Origin of the sequence: Nocardia vinacea NBRC 16497, from assembly GCF_000308835.1 — a bacterium.
GTDB lineage: Bacteria > Actinomycetota > Actinomycetes > Mycobacteriales > Mycobacteriaceae > Nocardia > Nocardia vinacea.
The window spans coordinates 1-17,768 of record NZ_BAGN01000409.1 but is presented as its reverse complement, the minus strand read 5'-3'; the positions used below and the strand labels follow the sequence as shown (position 1 = coordinate 17,768).

The window sequence follows — 17,768 nt, the reverse complement described above, 5'->3', positions numbered from 1 at the left end:
TGGAATGCGAAATGGACACCGGGCGAAAACAATTCCGGTCCATCGTGGTGCCGTCGCAGCCGGCGGTACGGCGACGATTGTCCGTTCCTATCGCGCTATAGACCGAATACCTTATCGGGCAACGCGATTGGATGATCGCGGATGTTTATCGCAGGCCGTAATTCACAATGCGTTCAAGGCGTTGTCACAATTCGCTGTTGTCGTGGCAGACATGAATTCTGCGGAATCGGTCGAAACGCTGCCGGGCCGGCTGGCGCGGATCGCGGCCGAGCATCCCGAGGTAGCCGCCACATTTTGGTCGGTGTCGGAAACGCTGACCTACGCCGAACTCGACCGGCTCTCCCGCGGAGCTGCCGCAGCGTTGGTCCGGCGCGGAATACAGCGGGGCGAGCCCATCGGCATCCTGTGCCCGAACGCACCCGAATTCCTGATCGGGCTGTTCGGTGTCGCGGCGGCCGGCGGTGCCGCGACACCCCTGCCCCTGCCCGCCGGTTCCGCGCAGATGAGCGGATATCCGCAGAAGCTCGCGACGATTGTGGCGGCCGCCGGGATGCGTACGGTGCTGGTATCGCATCGGTTCGCCGATCTGGCCGCGCTGCTCGACACCGCCGTGAACGTCGAATTGGTAGACACCGCAACGCTATTCACTGAGGACAACACCCCGCTGCCCGCCATCAACGCCGATGACCTGGCCATCGTGCAGTTCACCTCCGGCAGCACCGCCACCCCCAAAGGCGTTCGCCTGACCCATCACAACGCCCTCAGCGGGCTGGCCGCGATCCGCACCGGCATCGAGCTCGACCTGACCGATCAGGGCGGGTTCTGGCTGCCGCTGTTCCACGATATGGGCCTGTTCGGCACGTTGTCGGCGATCCTGCGTGGAATTCCGGCGCACGTCTGGTCGCCGCTGGCATTCGTCAAGGATCCGGCCCGCTGGCTCGCGGAATTCGCGGCCAGCGGCACCACGATCACCGCCATGCCGAATTTCGGCTACGAGGCGCTGCTCAACGCCATCCCTGCGGACGAGGTCACCGACTACGACCTGCGGCGCTGGCGCATTGCCTTCAACGGTTCCGAACCGATTTCCCGCGATGTGGTCGAGGCATTCTGCGAGCGTTTCGCGCCCGCCGGTTTCGCGCCATCGACGATGTTCGGGGTCTACGGCATGGCCGAGGCCACCCTCGCCGTGGCCTTCCCCCCGCTCGGGCGCAAGCCGCTGTTCGAGTGGGTCGACCGCACGGCACTCGCGGAAGATGCTCGGGCACAGGTTGTTTCGTCCGACACTCCAGGCGCGCGCGCCGTGGCCGGTGTCGGCTCCGCTGTAGCCGATCTGCGACTGCGGATCGTGGATCTCGGTACCGGCACGGAACTTCCGGACGGCGCGGTCGGTGAAATCCACATCCAAGGCCCTGCGGTGACCGACGGTTACCTGACCGCCGACCCGTCGAGCGTGACCGGACTGCATACCGAAGGTTGGCTGCGCACAGGCGATCTCGGCTACCAGCGCAATGGTGAACTCTTCGTCACCGGCCGCTGCAAGGACATGATCACCGTGCGCGGCGTCAACTACTACGCCCAGGATGTCGAGGCCGCCGTGCGTGACCTCGACGGCATCTACAAGGGCCGCTGCACCGCAGCAACCGACCCCGACGGCGCGGATGTCATCGCGCTGATCGCCGAATCCGAATGCACCGGCGCGGCGGCAGACGAACTCGCCGATCAGATCCGCGGCCGCATCTCCACCGAGCTCGGACTCGCCGCTGTCGAGGTGTATCTCGTTGCACCACGCAGCATTCCACGCACCAGCAGCGGCAAACTGCAGCGCCTCGCCGCACGCGACCTCATCTCCCCACGGCAATGACCTTCGACCGAACTGGAGCCTCCTGTGCACAGCTATGAAGTCTTCCGTCACTACGAGCGCCTGCATTGGCGGCTGACCGATCTGGACCTCGACGCCGTCGACCGCGCACTTGTCCGCCCCGAATACGTGACCCTGGCCAAGAGCGCGACGATGGGCGAATCCAATGTCATCGCCGCGGTACACGGCTTCATGAACGAATTCGTCGACGACTACGATTTCTCCACCTTCGCCGTGGTGTGGGGCTACCAGGAAGTGCAGCACCACTACGCATTTCGCTCCTGGCTCGGCGCGGTCGGCGAGAGCGTGGACGAGAAGGCCGTCGACTCCATGCGCGAGCCGTATGCGCCCGGCACCACGCCCTCGGCCACCCTGGCCACCAATATCATCTCCGAACTCACGGTGAACCACATCTACCGCGCCGTGGCGAGCTGGGTGCAGGAGCCGGTGCTGAAGGGCCTGCTGCTCGATGCGAGTCGCGATGAGGCCGGACATGCCCGCGAATTCATCCACTACGCGACGAAGCGGCTGGAGCAGCGGCCCGAGGAGCTGCCCTCGGTGCTGGAGACCCTGTACGTCTACAGCTCCGAGGCCAAGATCAAGCATCCGGTGAGCACCTTCAAGGCGGGTATCAGCGAACTCGGCGACCACGAGACCATCGACACCGGATTCGATCTGTTCCTCGAGCAGGTCGCCGCCGAGGGCGAACTCGATGTGCTGCACGACAAGGTGCGTCGCACCTTCGCCAATATGACCGGCCTCGACCTGTCCTCCAATGCGAAGGTCCGCCGCGCCCTCGCTGACGCGATCGCCTAGCTCATGGAACGACACAGCTCGGTTCAGGTGCCGTGGTCGGTGATTCCGGACTACCACTGCTTCGGCTGCTCCCCGCACAACGCGTCCGGGCTGCGACTCGAGTTCGAACCGCATCCGGACGGCCTGCAGGCCCGGTTCCGGCTCGGACGCAGCTTCGAGTCCTATCCGGGGGTGGTGCACGGCGGGCTGATCGGGGTGATCTGCGATGAGGTAATGGGCAATCTCATCGTGCTGGCACGCCACCATCCCGCATTCACGGTCTCACAGCGCACCCGATTCATTTCCCCGCTGCTGATCGATTGCGAATACCACTGTGTGGCAACGCTATCCGAGAAACAGCACCCGATTCAGGCATCGGCCGAAATCCTGGACGCCGACGGCACCGTCTGCGCCACCTCGAGCGCGGCCTATCAGCCGTTCGAACTCGATGCGGTCCGCCATCAACTAACCCTCCGCGACGACGAGGTCGCTCTGCTCTCGCACGCACTGACCACCGCGAATGCCCTCTCTTCGAATGGAGTTCAGCAATGACCCACACCGCCGACGACATCCTGCGCACCGTCACCGATATCGCCGCCGCCGAGACCGGCATCGCCGAGGCCGAGCTACGGCCCGACGTCGACCTGCGCGGTATGGCGGGCGTCGATTCGGTGCGCGTGCTGCGCATGGTGGCCAAGATCGAACGCACCTACGACATCGAGCTGGAGGACCAGGACGTCTTCGGTCTCGCCACGCTCGCGGATGTCGTCGAAGTCGTCGATCGGGCCCTGCACGAGGCGGCGGCATGACTGTCACCGCCGATACCAACCAGCACTACGACCTGGATCCGGATATCTTCGGCCAGTTCCTGGACCCACTGCGCAAATACAGCTCGGCGCTGTACAACTCGCCGACCGACACTCTGGAGCAGGCGCAGCGGCAGAAGCTGCGCTTCGTCGCCGATCGGCTCGGAGTGCGCGGCGGGGAGCGACTGCTCGATGTCGGCTGCGGCTGGGGTGCGCTGATCCTGTTCATGGCCGAGGAATTCGGTTGCGACACAATGGGAGTCAGCCCGGCACCGCGCCAGCACGAGTACATCGCCGAACAGGCCGTCGCGCGTGGTGTCACCGAACGGGTGCACACCAGGGTCGGACACTTCGAAGAGCTCGACCTGCCGGTTCGCAGCTTCGACGCGGTGTCCCTGCTCGGCTCGATCGTGCACATGCCCGACCTCGGCGCGGTGTTCCGGCGCGCACGATCGGTGCTGCGGCGTGGCGGCGCGCTCTATGTCTCGGAAAGCTGTTTCCGAAATGCCTCCGCCCGCAATGCCTTCGATACCCGTGTCGGCACCGAATTCGTTCGCGAGGACATTTTCGGCTGGGGTGACCTGCGCCCGCTGTCGGAGCTGGTGACCGCCGCCGAGGACGCCGGGTTCTCGATCATCGCGGTGGACGACCTCACCGAGCACTATCGCCGCACCATCGATGACTGGATCGCCAATGTCGACGCGGCCGCCGAGCGCATCGACGCGCACGGTCCGGGCCTGGCCGCGAAGCTGCGGCACTACCTGGAGATCGCCAATGCCGGATGGGGTTATACGACCAAGCATTACGCGCTGACCTGTCGCAATGCCCGGTAGGAGACACAGATGAATATGGAATCGGCTCTGATTCCGGTCGACGAGGTAGCGGCCGCGGTGGACGGCTTCCTCGCCGCATCCCCTGCCACGCGCGCCTGGAATGTGGAGACCGCCTTCGATTGGTCGCTCGCCGATGCGGACCGGCTCACCGAGGGGCAGCGTTCGGCGGTGCAGTTCGTCACCCTCATCGAGGACCATCTGCCCGGCTATTTCGATGTGTACCACCGGCATTTCCCGGTGGACGACACGGTGGACCGGACCACCTTCATCCACAACCGCGAGCTCTACCACTTCACCGTGCGGTGGGCGCTGGAGGAGGACACCCACGCCCGCGCTCTCGCGCGCTACCAGGAGGCCGCCGGAATCGCCGAGCGTGGTTCTCTCCGTGCGGAATTGGCGGTCGAGGGCCAGAAGCCCTTCGATCTGCCCTACGACCATCCGGTGCAGTTCTTCGCCTACGCGCTCGTGCAGGAGAAGGCGACCCAGATGTACTACCAGCACCTGCGCGATGCGGTCGACGAACCGATTCTCGCGTCGGTGCTCGGCCGGTTATCTCGCGATGAGGCAAGGCATTTCAGCTTCATGGCCGATGTGGTCGGGCGGTATCTGCGGGTGCAGGGCGATGCGACAGTGGAACCGATCCGCGATGTGATCGCCAATTTCCGTATGCCACTGTCCGATACCATGCGCGGTTATTGGCGGTGGGCGCTGAAGATCGCCGATGTGGCCTCCTACGACCACACCGAGGCCTATGAGCATCTGGTGAAGGTAATCGACCGGACGGTGGATGCCAGATCCGACCGGCTCGACGAACTGGTTCGCTTCATCGGCGAGTGCAACACGCTGGCCTGAACAAATAGCCCTGCCGCCAAATCCTCGGCGGCAGGGCTATTTATTTCACTGCTCCGGATTCAGCACCAGAATCGTGGTCGAACCATGTGCGATCAACTTGCCGTTCGCGTCCACGATCCGCCCCTCCGCCGTCGCGGTGCGTCGCCCGACGTGAATCGCATTGGCCTCACAGGTGAGTCGCGATCCGTCCAACGTCACCGACCGGATGAAATTCACCTTCAACTCCAGCGTCGTATAGGCCACGCCGTCACCGAGTTTCGTGAATACCGCACTCCCCATCGCGGTATCCATGAGCGTCGCGATCACCCCGCCGTGCACCGTGAACATGGCGTTGATGGTGGCAGGATTGGGGTCCAGGTAGTACCGCGTGTACCCGTCCCCCGCCGTCTCCAGCCGAATCCCCAGCGACGCGCCGACCCCCAGATTCTCCTGCAGCCCCCGCTCGAATACCGCCGTCAATTCCTCGACACGGGTGGCGACGGTCCCATTGCTGTGAGTATCGATGCTGGTCATGGCCTCTTCCTCCCTGGCGAACAATGCCAGCCCATTCGACCAGCGCCCGGTGAATTCCACCTGGCCACAACCCACTGCATATCCACCTTCGATCGGCTGATCGAAATCAGAGGTCGGCGACCGCGCGCACCAACTCGGCGATCTGCTCGAAGTCCGCGTCCACGAACGGGCCGGGGCGGCCCAGTACCACGTGTTGGATGCCGACCTCGGCGAAGCGGGCGAATGAATCCGCCTGCTCCGCAAGCGATTTATCCGGATACCAGTATGCGACCATGGTCTTTTCGATGTCCTCGTAAGGTCGTCCGACGGCTTCGCAATGTCCGTGCAGGACTTCGAGTTTGGCCGCGACGGTCTCGACGGATTCGCCGAAGAGATTGCAGGCGTCCGCGTATTGCGCGACCAGGCGCAAGGTCTTCCGTTCGCCTTGGCCGCCGATCATGATGGGCGGGTGCGGGCGGGTCAGCGCGTTGGGGACGTTGATTGGGCGTTCGAGGGTGTAATGCTGTCCGTGGAAAGGCTTTTCGGAGCCCGCCCACATCTGCTTCGCGATCCGCAGGGTTTCCTCCAGGCGCTCGTATCGCTCGGAGGTCGGTGGGAAGAACAGGCCGAGACCGGCGGCTTCATCGGCATTCCAGGCCGCGCCGATGCCGAGCCAAGCGCGGCCACCGGAGAGCACATCGAGGGTCGTGACGCTCTTGACCAACAGACCGGGATCCCGATAGCTGACGGCGGTGACCAAAGCGCCGAACCGAATCCGCTCGGTCCGCGCCGCGATGTACCCCAGCGCTGCGTAGGCCTCGAGCATGTCGTGTTCCGCCGGGCCGTTCGAACCGATCTGAAACAGGTGATCCATGACGAATACCGAGTCGAGCCCGGACTGATCGGCGGCGCGCACGATCCGGTCGACTCGCGGGCCGATCGCACCCGGTGAATCCGGCCAGGTGAAGTCGGCAAGGGAGATACTCAGTCGCATACGGCGAGCGTGGCACGTCGGGGACGCGCCGGGGAGGCACGGCCGCTCCTAGGACCGCAGCGGCGGGGACGGCGGGAACTCGATCGGGAGTGCAGTGAGTGCCCGGTGGAACGGTCCCGGCCGCCAGGTCAGCTGATCGGGCGGCACCGCGAGGCGGATCTCGGGCAGTGCGTCGAGTAGTTGGTCGATGGCGTCCTGGGCGATCAGGTAGGCCATCGAATTCGCCGGGCACACGTGTGGTCCGGCACCCCAGGCCAGATGGGAGCGATTGCCCGCGAACTGATTCGCGACGATCGCCGGATCGGTATTGCAGGCGGCGATGCTGATGACGACCGGCTGGTGGGCGGGTAGCCAGACATCGTCGATCAGGATCGGCTGGCGCGGAAAGGTGATGCAGAAGTTCGCCATCGGCGGATTGTTGAACAACACTTCGTCGAGCGCGTCCCTGGTCGACAGGCTCCCGCCGAGCACGCTGCCGCCGAACCGCTCGTCGGTGAGGATCAGCATCAGAGCATTGACGATCAGATTCTGCTGCGGTTCGATTCCCGCGCCGTACAGCGTGCCCAACTGGTGCACCATCTCGGTATCGCTCAGCGCCGCCGGATGCCGCAGCATCCGGGTGGTGATGTCGTCGCCGGGCTGGACGCGTTTGAGCTTGGTCAATTCCAGCATCGCCCCGACGAGCAACTGATTGCCGTGCTCGGCATCGATGCCCTCGAAGATCGCGGCCATACCGGTCGCGGCCTGCTGCGCGATATCGTCCGGGCATCCGAGCATGGCGTTGAGCACCGTGAAGGCGAGCGGAAACGCGTACTGGCGCACCAGATCGGCCGACCCGTCGCCACAGAACGAATTGATCAGCGGAACAGCGAGTTTCGCCACCGTATCGTGCAAGTCGTACTGATCGACCTTCTCCAGGCCCGCGACATTGGTCTGCCGGTACCTGGCATGCGCTTCACCGGCATTGCGCAAGGCATTCGGTCGCCACTGCATCATCGGCAGCACCGGGCAGTCGGCGGCCACACTCTGCTGCCAGGTGCGCGGATCGGCCGGAAAATGATCCGGATCATTCATGATCCGCAAGGCCGAGTAATAGCCGACCACCAATGTGGCCGGCACCCCCGGCGCCAGATCCACCGGCACCAACGCCCCGTACCGCGCACGCATATCCCGATACGCCCGATGCGGATCCGCCGCGAACTCCGGCGTGTACAACGCCACCCGCGGCCCATCCGTATCGATCGGCGAAGTAAACGGTGCACGGCTGTGTGCCGAAGACGGCATCGACATCGAGAAAACTCCAGGCATTCGAACGTATAAGCCCCGTGAGCCTAAGCACCCTATACACCCCGCCGCACCCCGAATGCGAATTACACCCACCCCTGACCGCCGATAGGCTGGTCAGACGATCACGATGCGCGTGGCGGCACCCGACGCTAGGCGGTAATCCTGTTTCGCATTGCCTCGACGATGGTGTCACCGAGGGCGGTGAGCGATCCGGCGGCCTCCAGTAGCGCGATACCTTCGGCGGTGAGCAGGCGAACTTCGGTGAAGCGCCGCTCGGCGGCCTCGGCTGCCGCTCCAGTCGTCACAGTGCGCTGGACTCGCCAGAAATCGGTGATGGCGAGGTGGGCGTAGGTGCTGTGCAGCAGGCCTTCGATCGGGCGCGGATGCGAAAAGCATGGTGGGTGGTAGCGCGGTTCGATATCGGCGCGGTCGTAAAGTTCGAAGGCATCCATCATCGCGCCGAGCTTGACGTGCTGGAATTCGTGCACCAGCAGTTCGGCGAGTGCTTGCGGATCCAGGTGCCGGGCAGCGATGCCCACCGCGCCGAATGCCAGTCTGGCCGAGGCGCTCCGGTTCGTCGGGCCATCCGGTCGCAGCGGCAATATTGTCCGCAGACCGGCACGCAAGCCGGGCAGATACGCGGGCAGATGCTCTTCTATGAATCCGAGAGCGCCCACGAAAGCCTGCTGCCACCGCTCGGCCTCGACATCACTCAACCGCCCGGTCGGGTGAATTTCGCTCCCGAGATAAGGCAGCGCTCGATAGGGATCGGTATCCTCCAGCGTGACCGTCAAATCGCCATAGGTCAGCTTGCGCACCGGCTCGGCCAGTGCGACGTCGTCCCCGTGGCCGGTATCGATCCATACCAGCTCCGAGGCCCGCAACGCACCGAACATCGGCAAAGGTGCCACACCGTCGCGCGCGGGCACCGGCATTCGCAGCTTCGCGCCTGCCAGCAGCGCGGCGCTCGCCGCCACCGCCTCCAAGTGGTAAACGTCCGCGGCGACGAACTCTGCGCGACTGATGTTTTCGAGTAATGCGGTCGCCCACACCCGGGTGTAGGGATGAGTGAGCACCGTGGCCACCGCGTCCGGTGCCGATGTGTCCAAGCCCACCAGCACATCCCAGGCGGCGGCGAAGCGCGCATCGTCGTGCGGGCCGAATCTGCCTACCGCCGCCAACAATTCACGTTGCACCGAGGCCTGGGCCTGCACCAGCCAACGCACCGTCTCCGCATCGCCGAACCCCGATGCCAGCTGGGCGAATTGATCCTCTGACAGACTGTGCGCGGACTCAATCGACGGCACGGCTGACCTTCATGCGCTCGTCGAAGGCGGCGCGGTGCGTTCCGGCGGCACGCACCGCAGCACTTTCCGCGGTCGGATCGACCGATTCGGCGAGCCACGGCTGCACCGTCGCACTCATGCCCGCAACGAACCGCTCCCCCAGCGGGGTCAGTGATCCGGATCCCTGAAGTTGGCGAATAGCTTCCGCGGTCATCATGCGCCACCGCACGAATTCCCGCTCCGATTCCTCGCGCTGCGCGCCCTCGGCCCGCGTGCGATGCACCCGCCAGAAATCGGTCACACCGATATGGGCGTAGGTGCCTTGCAACAACCCCTCGATCGGACGCGGATCCGGTCGCCACGGCGCGTAGTACCGCAGCGCGGTATCAGAGCGGTCGAACAATTCGAACATGTCGAGGATCGCGCCCATCTTCACGTGTTGGAATTCGTGGATAAGCGGCAGCGCGGCCGATACCAGCGCCCGTCGCAGCCCGATGCCGACCGCGCCGAAAGCCAGTCGCATGGAGGCGCTTCGGTCGTATTTCTCATCCGGCTCCATCGGCATGACCGCACGCAAACCGGAGCGCAGACCGGGCGCGTAGACGGGCAGATATGCGTCGATGAAGTCGATACCCGCGGCGAAGGCGAGCTGCCAGCCGTGCGCCTCGGCATCGCTGAGCCGGTCGGCCGCATAGCTGTGGCCGATGCGATAGGGATCGGTGTCCTCGAGCGGGACGATCAGGTCGGTGGCCGTCAGCCGGCGCAATGGATGTACCAGATCCAGCCTGTCGATCGATCCGGTATCGATCCAAACCTGTTCGTCCGCACCGGCTTTCAGTGCGCCGAAGGTAGGCAGTGGCGCGACCCCGCCGCGCACCGGCACCGGCAGCCGCAAATCCTTACCCGCGTGCAGCGCCGCACCCGCCGCGACCGCTTGCAGGTGATGGACATCCTCGGCCACCATCTCGCCCTTGCTCACCCCCTCCAGCAGGGCGGTGGCCCATACCCGGGTATAGGGATGCGCCAGCACCGTGGCCACCGCGGCGGGCGCCGACGTGTCCAGGGAGACGAGCACATCCCAAGCTGCGGTGAATCTTTCGTCATCCTGTGGACCGAATCGGCCGACGGCAGACAATAATTCGCGCTGCAGCGAAGCCTGGGCCTGCGCCAACCAATTCACTGTGGCGGCATCACCGAAACCGGCTGCCAGTTGGTCGAATTCGTCATCGGACAATCTGTGCGACTCGACGACGGCGTCATGTGCGGAGGTTTGCGCGCCGCCTCTGCCCGCCGCGGCTTCGGACTCGGCCACGTGATCGATCATCTCCTTCAGATCGGAGCAGTAGACAGAGGGGTTGTCGAATTCGGTGCCCGGCCGGTACCGGTGCGGATAGAACCCACCACCGCAGACCTGGACCACCTCACAGGACCGGCACGTGGCGCTGACGCCGTCGATGCCGTCACGACGCACCGTGATGCCGGGGAGCACGGCGGCCTCGTCGAGGCTGTTGTCCCACACGTTCAGTCCGGTCGCCGCAGCGCCTTCGAAGGCGGTCTTGAGCGAATCGACCTGCTCGAGCGTGCCGTCGGTTTCGATCACCAGCAGATCCACCGGATCGAGTCCGATGGCCTCGGCGGTGCTCGGACGACCGTACATGGCCGCCACCACCGATTCGAAGGTGCGCAGCGGTACCGGTCGACCGTCGGCATTCCAGGCATCGAACATGGCGATGAGCCATTGCGCGTACTCGCCGCCACCCCGCGCTGGAGTGTCCGGATCGCGCGGTATCCGCAAACCCGGCGGCTGATGCTCCCAATTCGAGTGCGGCAGTAGCAGATCCATGCGCGGCGGCTGCTGCTCCAGCAGCCCGCGATAGACGGCGATCGGGTCGTTGGCGATATCCACCGTGCACAGCAGGCCGGAATACAGCGCGCGATACTGCGGCTGGCGCAACCGGTCGAGGCTCGCGATCACCTGGTCGTAACTGCTGCGTCCGTTGCGGTACAGCCGATGCCGGTCATTGGCGGCGCGATCGCCGTCCAGCGAAACACCAACCCGCACGTTGTATTCGGTGAACAGGTCGAGGTAGGCCGCGCTGAGCAGGATCGCGTTGGTATGGATATGCAGATTCAGGCGGGCCACCGGGGCGACGGCCGCGTGCAGAGCGGCCAGGAATTCCCTGGTGCGGTCCACACCGAGCAGCAGCGGTTCGCCGCCGTGTAGCACGATGGCGACCTCGGGCAGCGCGTGCGCAGCCGCATGTTCGGCGATGCGGAACGCAATCCGGGTGGCCGTCTCCGGGGCCAGCCCCATCGGGCGGCCACGCCAGGATTGGTCGACGTGCTCATACATATAGCAGTGATTGCACGCCAAATCGCACCGGCTATGCACCTTGATCACAAACTGACGAAAAGGAAGCGGTTTACGGTTCACGGGATAGCCGGTACGCCGAGCGGTATTCGGATCAGATCAGAGCGGAGCTGAATGAGATACCGGTGGTCGAGGAGTTGGCCAGATTCGCAAGCAGATCGGTCAGGCTCTGACCCGAAAGCTGCCCGAGCGGAGTGCCCCGCAAATCAGCCACAGCGGATACCACCGTGCGATTGTTCGATTTCATGATTAGTCCTCCTAATGAGCGAAACCCTTTGGCGCTCTTGGTGAATGCTACGCACAACGCCGCACACCCATTTCCCAAACTTGGGAGTCTGTCCGAACGGGGCACCGCGCACTCAGGCTCGAAGCGGTGGCATTCGGCGAAATCGCGGTCGGCATGAACATTGTTGCGGTTCAGACGAATTCGACCGAATCAATGCGCCAGTCGCGACCGAATCGCTGCAGGGTCACCTTGGCGGTCAGGTCGATACTGTCGACGACGGTACCGTCCGGCGCTTTGACATCCTGGGTAATCATCGCCAACCGATCGATCCGCTGATCGGTATCGGCGCCGTGCTCGGTACCCAGGATGAGCACAGTGGCCTCCACCGTGGAACGCGCACGCGCCCACTGATCCCACTGCACACCGGGTCCCCGTTCCGAGGTCGTGGTCGACGTCGCCGCGAACTTGTCGGTGAGCCAGGGTGTTGCCCGCCTGAATGCGTCGAGCCTGCTGGTATCGGCGCCCGGGTGCCAGGTGAACATGGTCTGCAGTCCGGAGGTGATCGTCTCGATCGCCGCCTTGTCGGCGGGTTTGTCATCGCTGCCGGACGGCGTCGAGGAACACGCGACGCACAGTGCCGCGGCGAGCGACGCGAGCAGGATGAATGCGTACCGCAGTTTGGACATGGCAACCTCTTCAGAAGTGCATGGCGTGGATGCGCCAGCCTTGTTCGGTCTGCACAACGGTTGCCCAGACCGTGATTTCGATGTTCTCGATCTGTTTCGCCGCGGCATCGGTGATGGCTTGCCCGATCAGCACTACACGATCGATGCGGGCAGGTTGATCCGCCGGATGTTCGTCGGTGGTGACCTGCACGGTGACCTTGACCTTCGCCTTGGCGTCCGCCCACGCCTTCCACTGGGTCTTCGCACCGCCGGAGGTGGTCTCGCGAGCGCGGGCGCCGAGTTGATCGGTGAGATACGGACGAGCGCGGGCGTAGGCGTCGTCGGGTGAGTTGTCGCTCTGCGGCCGCCAGCCGAACATCGTCGAGAAGCCGTCGCGCAGAACGATATTCGGATCCGCGGTGTCAGCGGCACCGAGCGGGGCCGGAAGTGCGAGACCGCGCACCGTCGAACCGCAACCGCTGATCGACGCGATACCGAAGGCCGCGAACAGCAGGGCCAACAGGATTCGGCGAATGCTCATGACATGCTCCGTACCTTGGCATCGGCGGCGATGCCCGCCTCGACAACCGTGCCGTCGGTGCTCGACGCGTGCACCATCCGGCCATCACCGATCGCGACACCGACGTGCCGCGGTGTTCCGTTCGAATTCCATTCGCTGAATACGAGATCACCCGGTTTCGCCTGATCGGTGGCTATCTCGTGGCCCTGTGCCCATTGCTGCTGGACGGTACGTGGCAGCGTGGTGCTGCCACTGGTCGCGACGTAGGTGACGTAGCTCGCCAGACCGGGTGAGTCGAAACCACCGAGAGTGGGGCCCTTGGTATTTCCGCCACCCCAGGCGTATTTGGTGCCGAGATACTCCTTCGCCGCCTGTGCCGCCTTGGCCCCGCGATCGGACTGCTGATCCGGCGTCGCATTGAAGTCGGTCGAGGCGAATTGGCGTTCGAGATCCCTGATGGTGCGCACATAAGGCCGGGTCTGCGTGGTGTAATCACCCCCGGACGGCATACCGCCCGCGGCCTGGACCGCCCCGAAGCCCGCGTTGTACGCGGCCAACGCGAGATCGACCGCATCGCCCTGCAACGAACCGCTGTTCACCCCGGCCGAGGTGTCCTTCCAGTTCTTGCACATGAAATGCGCCTGTGCCACAACGGAATCGGCAATGCTGTTGATATCGGCGACACCGTTGTTATCGGCGTCGACCTTCCAGGTCTCCCAGGTGCCGGGCATGAACTGTGCCGGTCCTCTGGCACCGGTAGACGATACCGGAGCATTCGCACCGTAGTTGAAGTTGTTCTCCGCCTTGAGTTGTCCGGCCAGCAGCGGCGCGGTGATACCGCTGTTCGGGCATTCGGCGGCACCCTTGACCAGCCATGGCACGAATTCCTGCGGCACCTTGCCCGGAGCCAGGCCGGTCCCCGGCCGCACGGCACAGTCGGCGATCGCATGTGCGATCTTCAACGCCGACTGCGACGCCGCGGGCGCGGCCTGCTCGAGCATCGGCGCGGGATCGACGGCTTTACCGCTGCCCAGCCGCAGGCCCTGCCACAGCTCGAAATGCAAATGGGCACCCGAGGATTGGCCATTGCTGCCGACATCGGCGATATGCTGCCCCGCCTTCACGATGTCACCTGTTCTGACGTGTAGACCGTTGTCGTACATATGCCCGTAGACGGTCGAGACCTGACCGCTGGATGTCGTCGAGTCGATGACGATCCAGTTCCCGAATCCGGTCGCCGGTCCGGCCGCCGAGACTTTCCCGTCCAGTGCCGCATAGATCGGGGTGCCCTCCCGCGCGGCGAGATCGATGCCGCGGTGGAATTCACCGCCGCGCTGACCGAATGGCGAGGAAACCGTGTACTGCCCCTTGGCCATCGGGCCGGTGATCACCGCGCATGGCGACGATTGGGACAGATCGTCGGGAACCGTCCGTTCGGGCGCGGGCTGGTTGCGCGGCGGTGGCGGGATCTGCGGATCGGTGGTCGTCAGCACCACCGGGCGGTCGGTGGTTGTGGCCGTCGTGGTCGACGTTGTCGTGGTGACGATGGTTGAAATCGTCGAGGAGACACCGGATTTGACGTCCACGCATGGGGCGGCGGAGGTGGTGGCCGTTGTCGTGCCGGTTGGGCAGGCCGAAACTTTGGTTTCGCAGGGTCGACCGGTCGTCGTGGTCGAGGCCGTCGGTCCGGTCGTGCCGGAGCAGGTCGTGGTCGTGGTCTGTCCAGTGCTGGTCGCGGGCCCGGACGAAGTCACCGTGGTGGCGGCGACCGTCGTTCGCAACGGCACCGTTGTTGTCGTAGTCGTCGTCGTGGTCGTGGGCTCGACCCGAGCGGTCGACCTGGCAGCGGACGAAACCACCGGCGGCACAGTGGTTCCGGTTACCACGGTGACCGGAGCCGGACCGGGTGACGTGGTGACCGGCGCGGCACCGGCGTACCCGATTCGATTCCCGGACAGCAGCCCGCTCACCGCCAGCACGACGACCACGGCGGCGGTCGCCACAACGAGCAGCACCGGCACCAGCCGACGATGCCGTTCACGGTTATTACGAATCGGTCCCATCCAGATGTCCCCACGCGATCGAATGCGGAATGGACAACAGCGTGGCCGCGCGCCAACCGCACCGCACCTGCCCGAACCGACACCACGCGGCCGCCCCGGTCGTGAGCGCCGCGAACAATATCGGCCCCTACCTGCGCCGATGCCCTCGAATACCGTGCCCGAACGGGCAACGACCTGCACGTTTAGTTCTTGATGAGTGCACGGTTAGAAGTCCGCGGATGCTCGAGTTCCAGGCATCGAGAGCGCTCGAAGCCCAGTCCTCAGGAGAGGTGCTCCGATGGAGAGAACCGCGGTCTATGTCGACGCGCGCGACCCGATCTCGCGCGCCGGTCTCATCGCCCAATTGCGATCACGGACGGAGGTGCTGGTCGCCGACGATCCGACGCGGGCCGTTGTCGCACTGGTCGTCGCCGATACCGTCGACGAGTCCACCCTGCAGACGCTGCGGCGCCTGCAGCGCGGCAGCTGCCGTCCGGTACTCGTCGCATCCGATTTCGACGAACACGGATTGGCCGCGGCGGTCGAGGCCGGGATCGCGGGACTGGTGCGCCGACAGGACGCATCGGCCGAACGCCTGGCCCGTGCGGCATGTGCTGCGGCGCGCGGCGAAGGCACGGTGCCGCCCGATCTGCTCGGCCGGCTGCTCGATCAGGTCGGCCGGTTACAGCGCCAGGTACTGCATCCGCGCGGACTCAGCCTGACCGGTCTTTCACAGCGGGAGATCGAGATCCTGCGCCTGGTCGCCGAGGGCGATGACACGGCCGAGATCGCCGCCAAACTCTGCTATTCGCAGCGCACCATCAAGAACGCGCTGCACGACATCACCAGCCGCCTGCAGTTGCGCAACCGGTCCCACGCCGTGGCCTACGCGCTGCGCCAGGGTCTGATCTAAGGCTGGTGACACGGTGTTCGTCGAGGTGGACGAGGCGCTGCGGACGCTGATCGGAGCCGACGCGGTCGATCGGAACGAGGTCGATGTGGTGTTCGACGCGCCGACCAAAGACTGGGCGGCACGGCGCAATTCGCCGACGGTCAATATGTTTCTCTACGACATCCGCGAGGATCTGCGACGACGCCAGCGCGGGCTGATCAACGAGTACGACGACCGCGGCGTGGTCGTGAATCGGCACCAAGGTCCCCGGTATTTCAAACTCTCCTACTTGATCACGGCGTGGACCCAGCGGCCCGAGGATGAGCATCGACTGCTGTCGGCGCTGCTGTCGTGTTTCCTGCGCCACGACCAGATTCCGCCCGCCTCGCTGACCGGGACGCTGGCGGATATCGGCTTGCCGGTGGCATTGAATATCGCCTTGCCACCGCCGGAGGATCGCTCCTTCGCCGACGTCTGGTCGGCACTCGGCGGTGAGTTGAAGCCGTCGCTGGATCTCGTTGTCACCGCACCCGCGGACGGAGGCCGCCGGCTGCCTGCCGCGCCGCCCGCGACCGGTGGTGTCACGGTCGGTATGCAGGACCGCGACGGTGCGACCGTGGACGCCCCACGTAAGGCGGTGTCGCGGTGAGCGCTTCGAGTCTGCGATATCTGTTGGCCCGCTTGGGAATTGTCGAGGCGAGAGTGCGTCGGGCAGTCGCGCAGCGTCGCGTCGGCGACCCGCAGCCGGACGACCCGTTTCGCGGTCTGTATCTGTCCGATGACGCGGTCGACCGGTTGCTGCGGACCCGACACGAGCCGATCGGACCGGATCAGCCAGAGTCACAGGGCGTCATCGATGCCGATACCGCGGCCGCCGCGGCGCAGGCCGATGGCAAGGAGGTGCGGCTCACGCAGGTGGTCGACGCGTTCGGACTCGATGCCCTCGATGTCGAAATCCTGCTCGTCGCACTGATACCGGATGTGGATGCCAGATTCGAATGGTTGTACGGCTATCTCAACGACGACGTGACCCGTCGCAGAGCGACTGTGGGCCTTGCCCTTTCGCTGTGCGGTGTGCCCGCCGCAGCAGCCGAGGGTCGTGCCAGATTCGCCGCGACCGGTGCGCTGGTGCGTGGGGGTCTGATCGCCGTCGATGACGCGGACCGCCCACTGCTGTCACGGACGCTACGCGTACCGGACCGCGTTGTCGGATATCTCCTGGGCGATAACACACCCGAACCCGAACTGCGCCGAGCTATCTCGCCAGAACCGCCGTGCCCCGACACCGCGGATTCCCTGCTGGTCGCGGCACTGCGTACCCGCGCGCCGCTGCTCTATCTACGGGAACGCCCCGGCGGGGGCGGTGTCGCCGCCGCCGTCGCAGCCGCGCGGCACCACGACCGCGCCGCACTGATCATCGATCTGCCCCGGGTCGCCGAACATTCGGAACTACTGTCCGCCGCGGTGCTGGAGGCGCGACTGACCGGCGCGGTGCTGATCGCAGCCGGTATCGATGTTTTCACCGAACGACCCGAAACCATCCGGCAGATCGCCGAGGCGTCGACCTGCGTCGTACTGGTCGGCACGGCGGTATGGGATCCGGAATGGGTGACCCGGCAGCCGCTGACTTTTGATATCGAGCCGCCGAATGCCGAGGACCGCACCCGCATGTGGCGCAGCACCCTCGATGACCTACTGCCCGACGAACTCGACCCAGCGGCCGCGACCATGCAATTCGTGCTGACCCCCGAACAAGTCGCGCGGGCCGCGGCCGCAGCCGCCGCGTTTGCCGAACTTTCCGGGCGGCCGGTCTCGGCGGCGGATCTGCGCCGCGGGCGCCCGCGCTCAG

The 17,768-nt window shown here is 65.3% G+C and carries 18 protein-coding genes and 1 pseudogene; 10 read left to right on the top strand and 9 right to left on the bottom strand.

Annotated features, from left to right (window positions below):
* The first annotated feature begins 211 nt into the window (after nt 1–211).
* The 6 genes from ON44_RS39275 to ON44_RS39250 are packed head-to-tail and all read left to right on the top strand — an operon-like array spanning nt 212 to nt 5,144.
* Nucleotides 212–1,861: a fatty acyl-AMP ligase gene (locus ON44_RS39275; protein WP_040699857.1), complete on the top strand. Its 1,650-nt coding sequence runs from the start codon at nt 212–214 to the stop codon at nt 1,859–1,861.
* A gap of 24 nt (nt 1,862–1,885) precedes the next feature.
* Nucleotides 1,886–2,674 carry a ferritin-like domain-containing protein gene (locus tag ON44_RS39270; protein WP_040699856.1) on the top strand — a complete coding sequence of 263 codons (789 nt, stop codon included), beginning with the start codon at nt 1,886–1,888 and terminating at the stop codon, nt 2,672–2,674.
* A 3-nt stretch (nt 2,675–2,677) separates the two neighbouring features.
* Entirely contained in the window at nt 2,678–3,205 is a 528-nt protein-coding gene (locus ON44_RS39265) for a PaaI family thioesterase (RefSeq protein WP_040699855.1), read from the top strand.
* Nucleotides 3,202–3,462, top strand: a complete 261-nt coding sequence (locus ON44_RS39260; protein WP_040699853.1) for an acyl carrier protein — start codon at nt 3,202–3,204, stop codon at nt 3,460–3,462. The genes ON44_RS39265 and ON44_RS39260 overlap by 4 nt, the downstream gene beginning before the upstream one ends.
* Nucleotides 3,459–4,292: an SAM-dependent methyltransferase gene (locus tag ON44_RS39255; protein ID WP_040699852.1), complete on the top strand. Its 834-nt coding sequence runs from the start codon at nt 3,459–3,461 to the stop codon at nt 4,290–4,292. The genes ON44_RS39260 and ON44_RS39255 overlap by 4 nt, the downstream gene beginning before the upstream one ends.
* A 9-nt stretch (nt 4,293–4,301) precedes the next feature.
* Complete coding sequence (locus ON44_RS39250; RefSeq protein ID WP_040699851.1) at nt 4,302–5,144, top strand: acyl-ACP desaturase; 843 nt, start codon at nt 4,302–4,304, stop codon at nt 5,142–5,144.
* A 45-nt stretch (nt 5,145–5,189) separates the two neighbouring features.
* Here ON44_RS39250 and ON44_RS39245 read toward each other — a convergent pair whose 3' ends face one another.
* From ON44_RS39245 to ON44_RS39210, 9 genes are all read right to left on the bottom strand, one after another.
* On the bottom strand, nt 5,190–5,657 hold the full coding sequence (locus tag ON44_RS39245; protein WP_040699891.1) for a PaaI family thioesterase: 468 nt from the start codon (nt 5,655–5,657) through the stop codon (nt 5,190–5,192).
* Between the two features lie 106 nt (nt 5,658–5,763).
* On the bottom strand, nt 5,764–6,630 hold the full coding sequence (locus tag ON44_RS39240) for an LLM class F420-dependent oxidoreductase (RefSeq protein WP_040699848.1): 867 nt from the start codon (nt 6,628–6,630) through the stop codon (nt 5,764–5,766).
* A 48-nt stretch (nt 6,631–6,678) separates the two neighbouring features.
* Nucleotides 6,679–7,914 carry a cytochrome P450 gene (locus ON44_RS39235; RefSeq protein ID WP_085998709.1) on the bottom strand — a complete coding sequence of 412 codons (1,236 nt, stop codon included), beginning with the start codon at nt 7,912–7,914 and terminating at the stop codon, nt 6,679–6,681.
* A gap of 152 nt (nt 7,915–8,066) precedes the next feature.
* The gene (locus tag ON44_RS39230) at nt 8,067–9,224 is read right to left on the bottom strand and encodes an aKG-HExxH-type peptide beta-hydroxylase (RefSeq protein WP_051183023.1); all 1,158 of its coding nucleotides are present in this window, start codon (nt 9,222–9,224) and stop codon (nt 8,067–8,069) included.
* On the bottom strand, nt 9,211–11,604 hold the full coding sequence (locus tag ON44_RS39225) for an FxsB family cyclophane-forming radical SAM/SPASM peptide maturase (RefSeq protein ID WP_218007747.1): 2,394 nt from the start codon (nt 11,602–11,604) through the stop codon (nt 9,211–9,213). Before ON44_RS39225 ends, ON44_RS39230 begins: the two co-directional genes overlap by 14 nt.
* Nucleotides 11,605–11,668: 64 nt before the next feature.
* Nucleotides 11,669–11,821 (bottom strand): hypothetical protein, encoded by a 153-nt coding sequence (locus ON44_RS51040; RefSeq protein ID WP_157187534.1) that lies wholly within the window; start codon nt 11,819–11,821, stop codon nt 11,669–11,671.
* 170 nt (nt 11,822–11,991) lie between these two features.
* A complete protein-coding gene (locus ON44_RS47480; protein ID WP_051183020.1) occupies nt 11,992–12,486 on the bottom strand; it encodes a hypothetical protein in 495 nt (164 codons plus the stop codon).
* A 10-nt stretch (nt 12,487–12,496) separates the two neighbouring features.
* Nucleotides 12,497–13,006 (bottom strand): hypothetical protein, encoded by a 510-nt coding sequence (locus ON44_RS47475; RefSeq protein ID WP_051183017.1) that lies wholly within the window; start codon nt 13,004–13,006, stop codon nt 12,497–12,499.
* Nucleotides 13,003–14,481: a peptidoglycan DD-metalloendopeptidase family protein gene (locus tag ON44_RS39210; protein WP_063721706.1), complete on the bottom strand. Its 1,479-nt coding sequence runs from the start codon at nt 14,479–14,481 to the stop codon at nt 13,003–13,005. Before ON44_RS39210 ends, ON44_RS47475 begins: the two co-directional genes overlap by 4 nt.
* Between ON44_RS39210 and ON44_RS49690 the strand changes: the two genes are divergently transcribed.
* The 4 genes and pseudogenes from ON44_RS49690 to ON44_RS39190 form a co-directional block, all read left to right on the top strand.
* A complete protein-coding gene (locus tag ON44_RS49690) occupies nt 14,465–15,241 on the top strand; it encodes a hypothetical protein (protein ID WP_157187533.1) in 777 nt (258 codons plus the stop codon). The two genes, ON44_RS39210 and ON44_RS49690, sit on opposite strands and share 17 nt — an antisense overlap.
* Before the next feature lie 84 nt (nt 15,242–15,325).
* Nucleotides 15,326–15,940 (top strand): helix-turn-helix transcriptional regulator, encoded by a 615-nt coding sequence (locus tag ON44_RS39200; protein WP_040699842.1) that lies wholly within the window; start codon nt 15,326–15,328, stop codon nt 15,938–15,940.
* Between the two features lie 13 nt (nt 15,941–15,953).
* A complete protein-coding gene (locus ON44_RS39195; RefSeq protein ID WP_040699840.1) occupies nt 15,954–16,568 on the top strand; it encodes a Pvc16 family protein in 615 nt (204 codons plus the stop codon).
* Nucleotides 16,565–17,768, top strand: a pseudogene (locus ON44_RS39190) (ATP-binding protein); the annotation flags it as partial. The gene ON44_RS39195 and the pseudogene ON44_RS39190, both read left to right, overlap by 4 nt.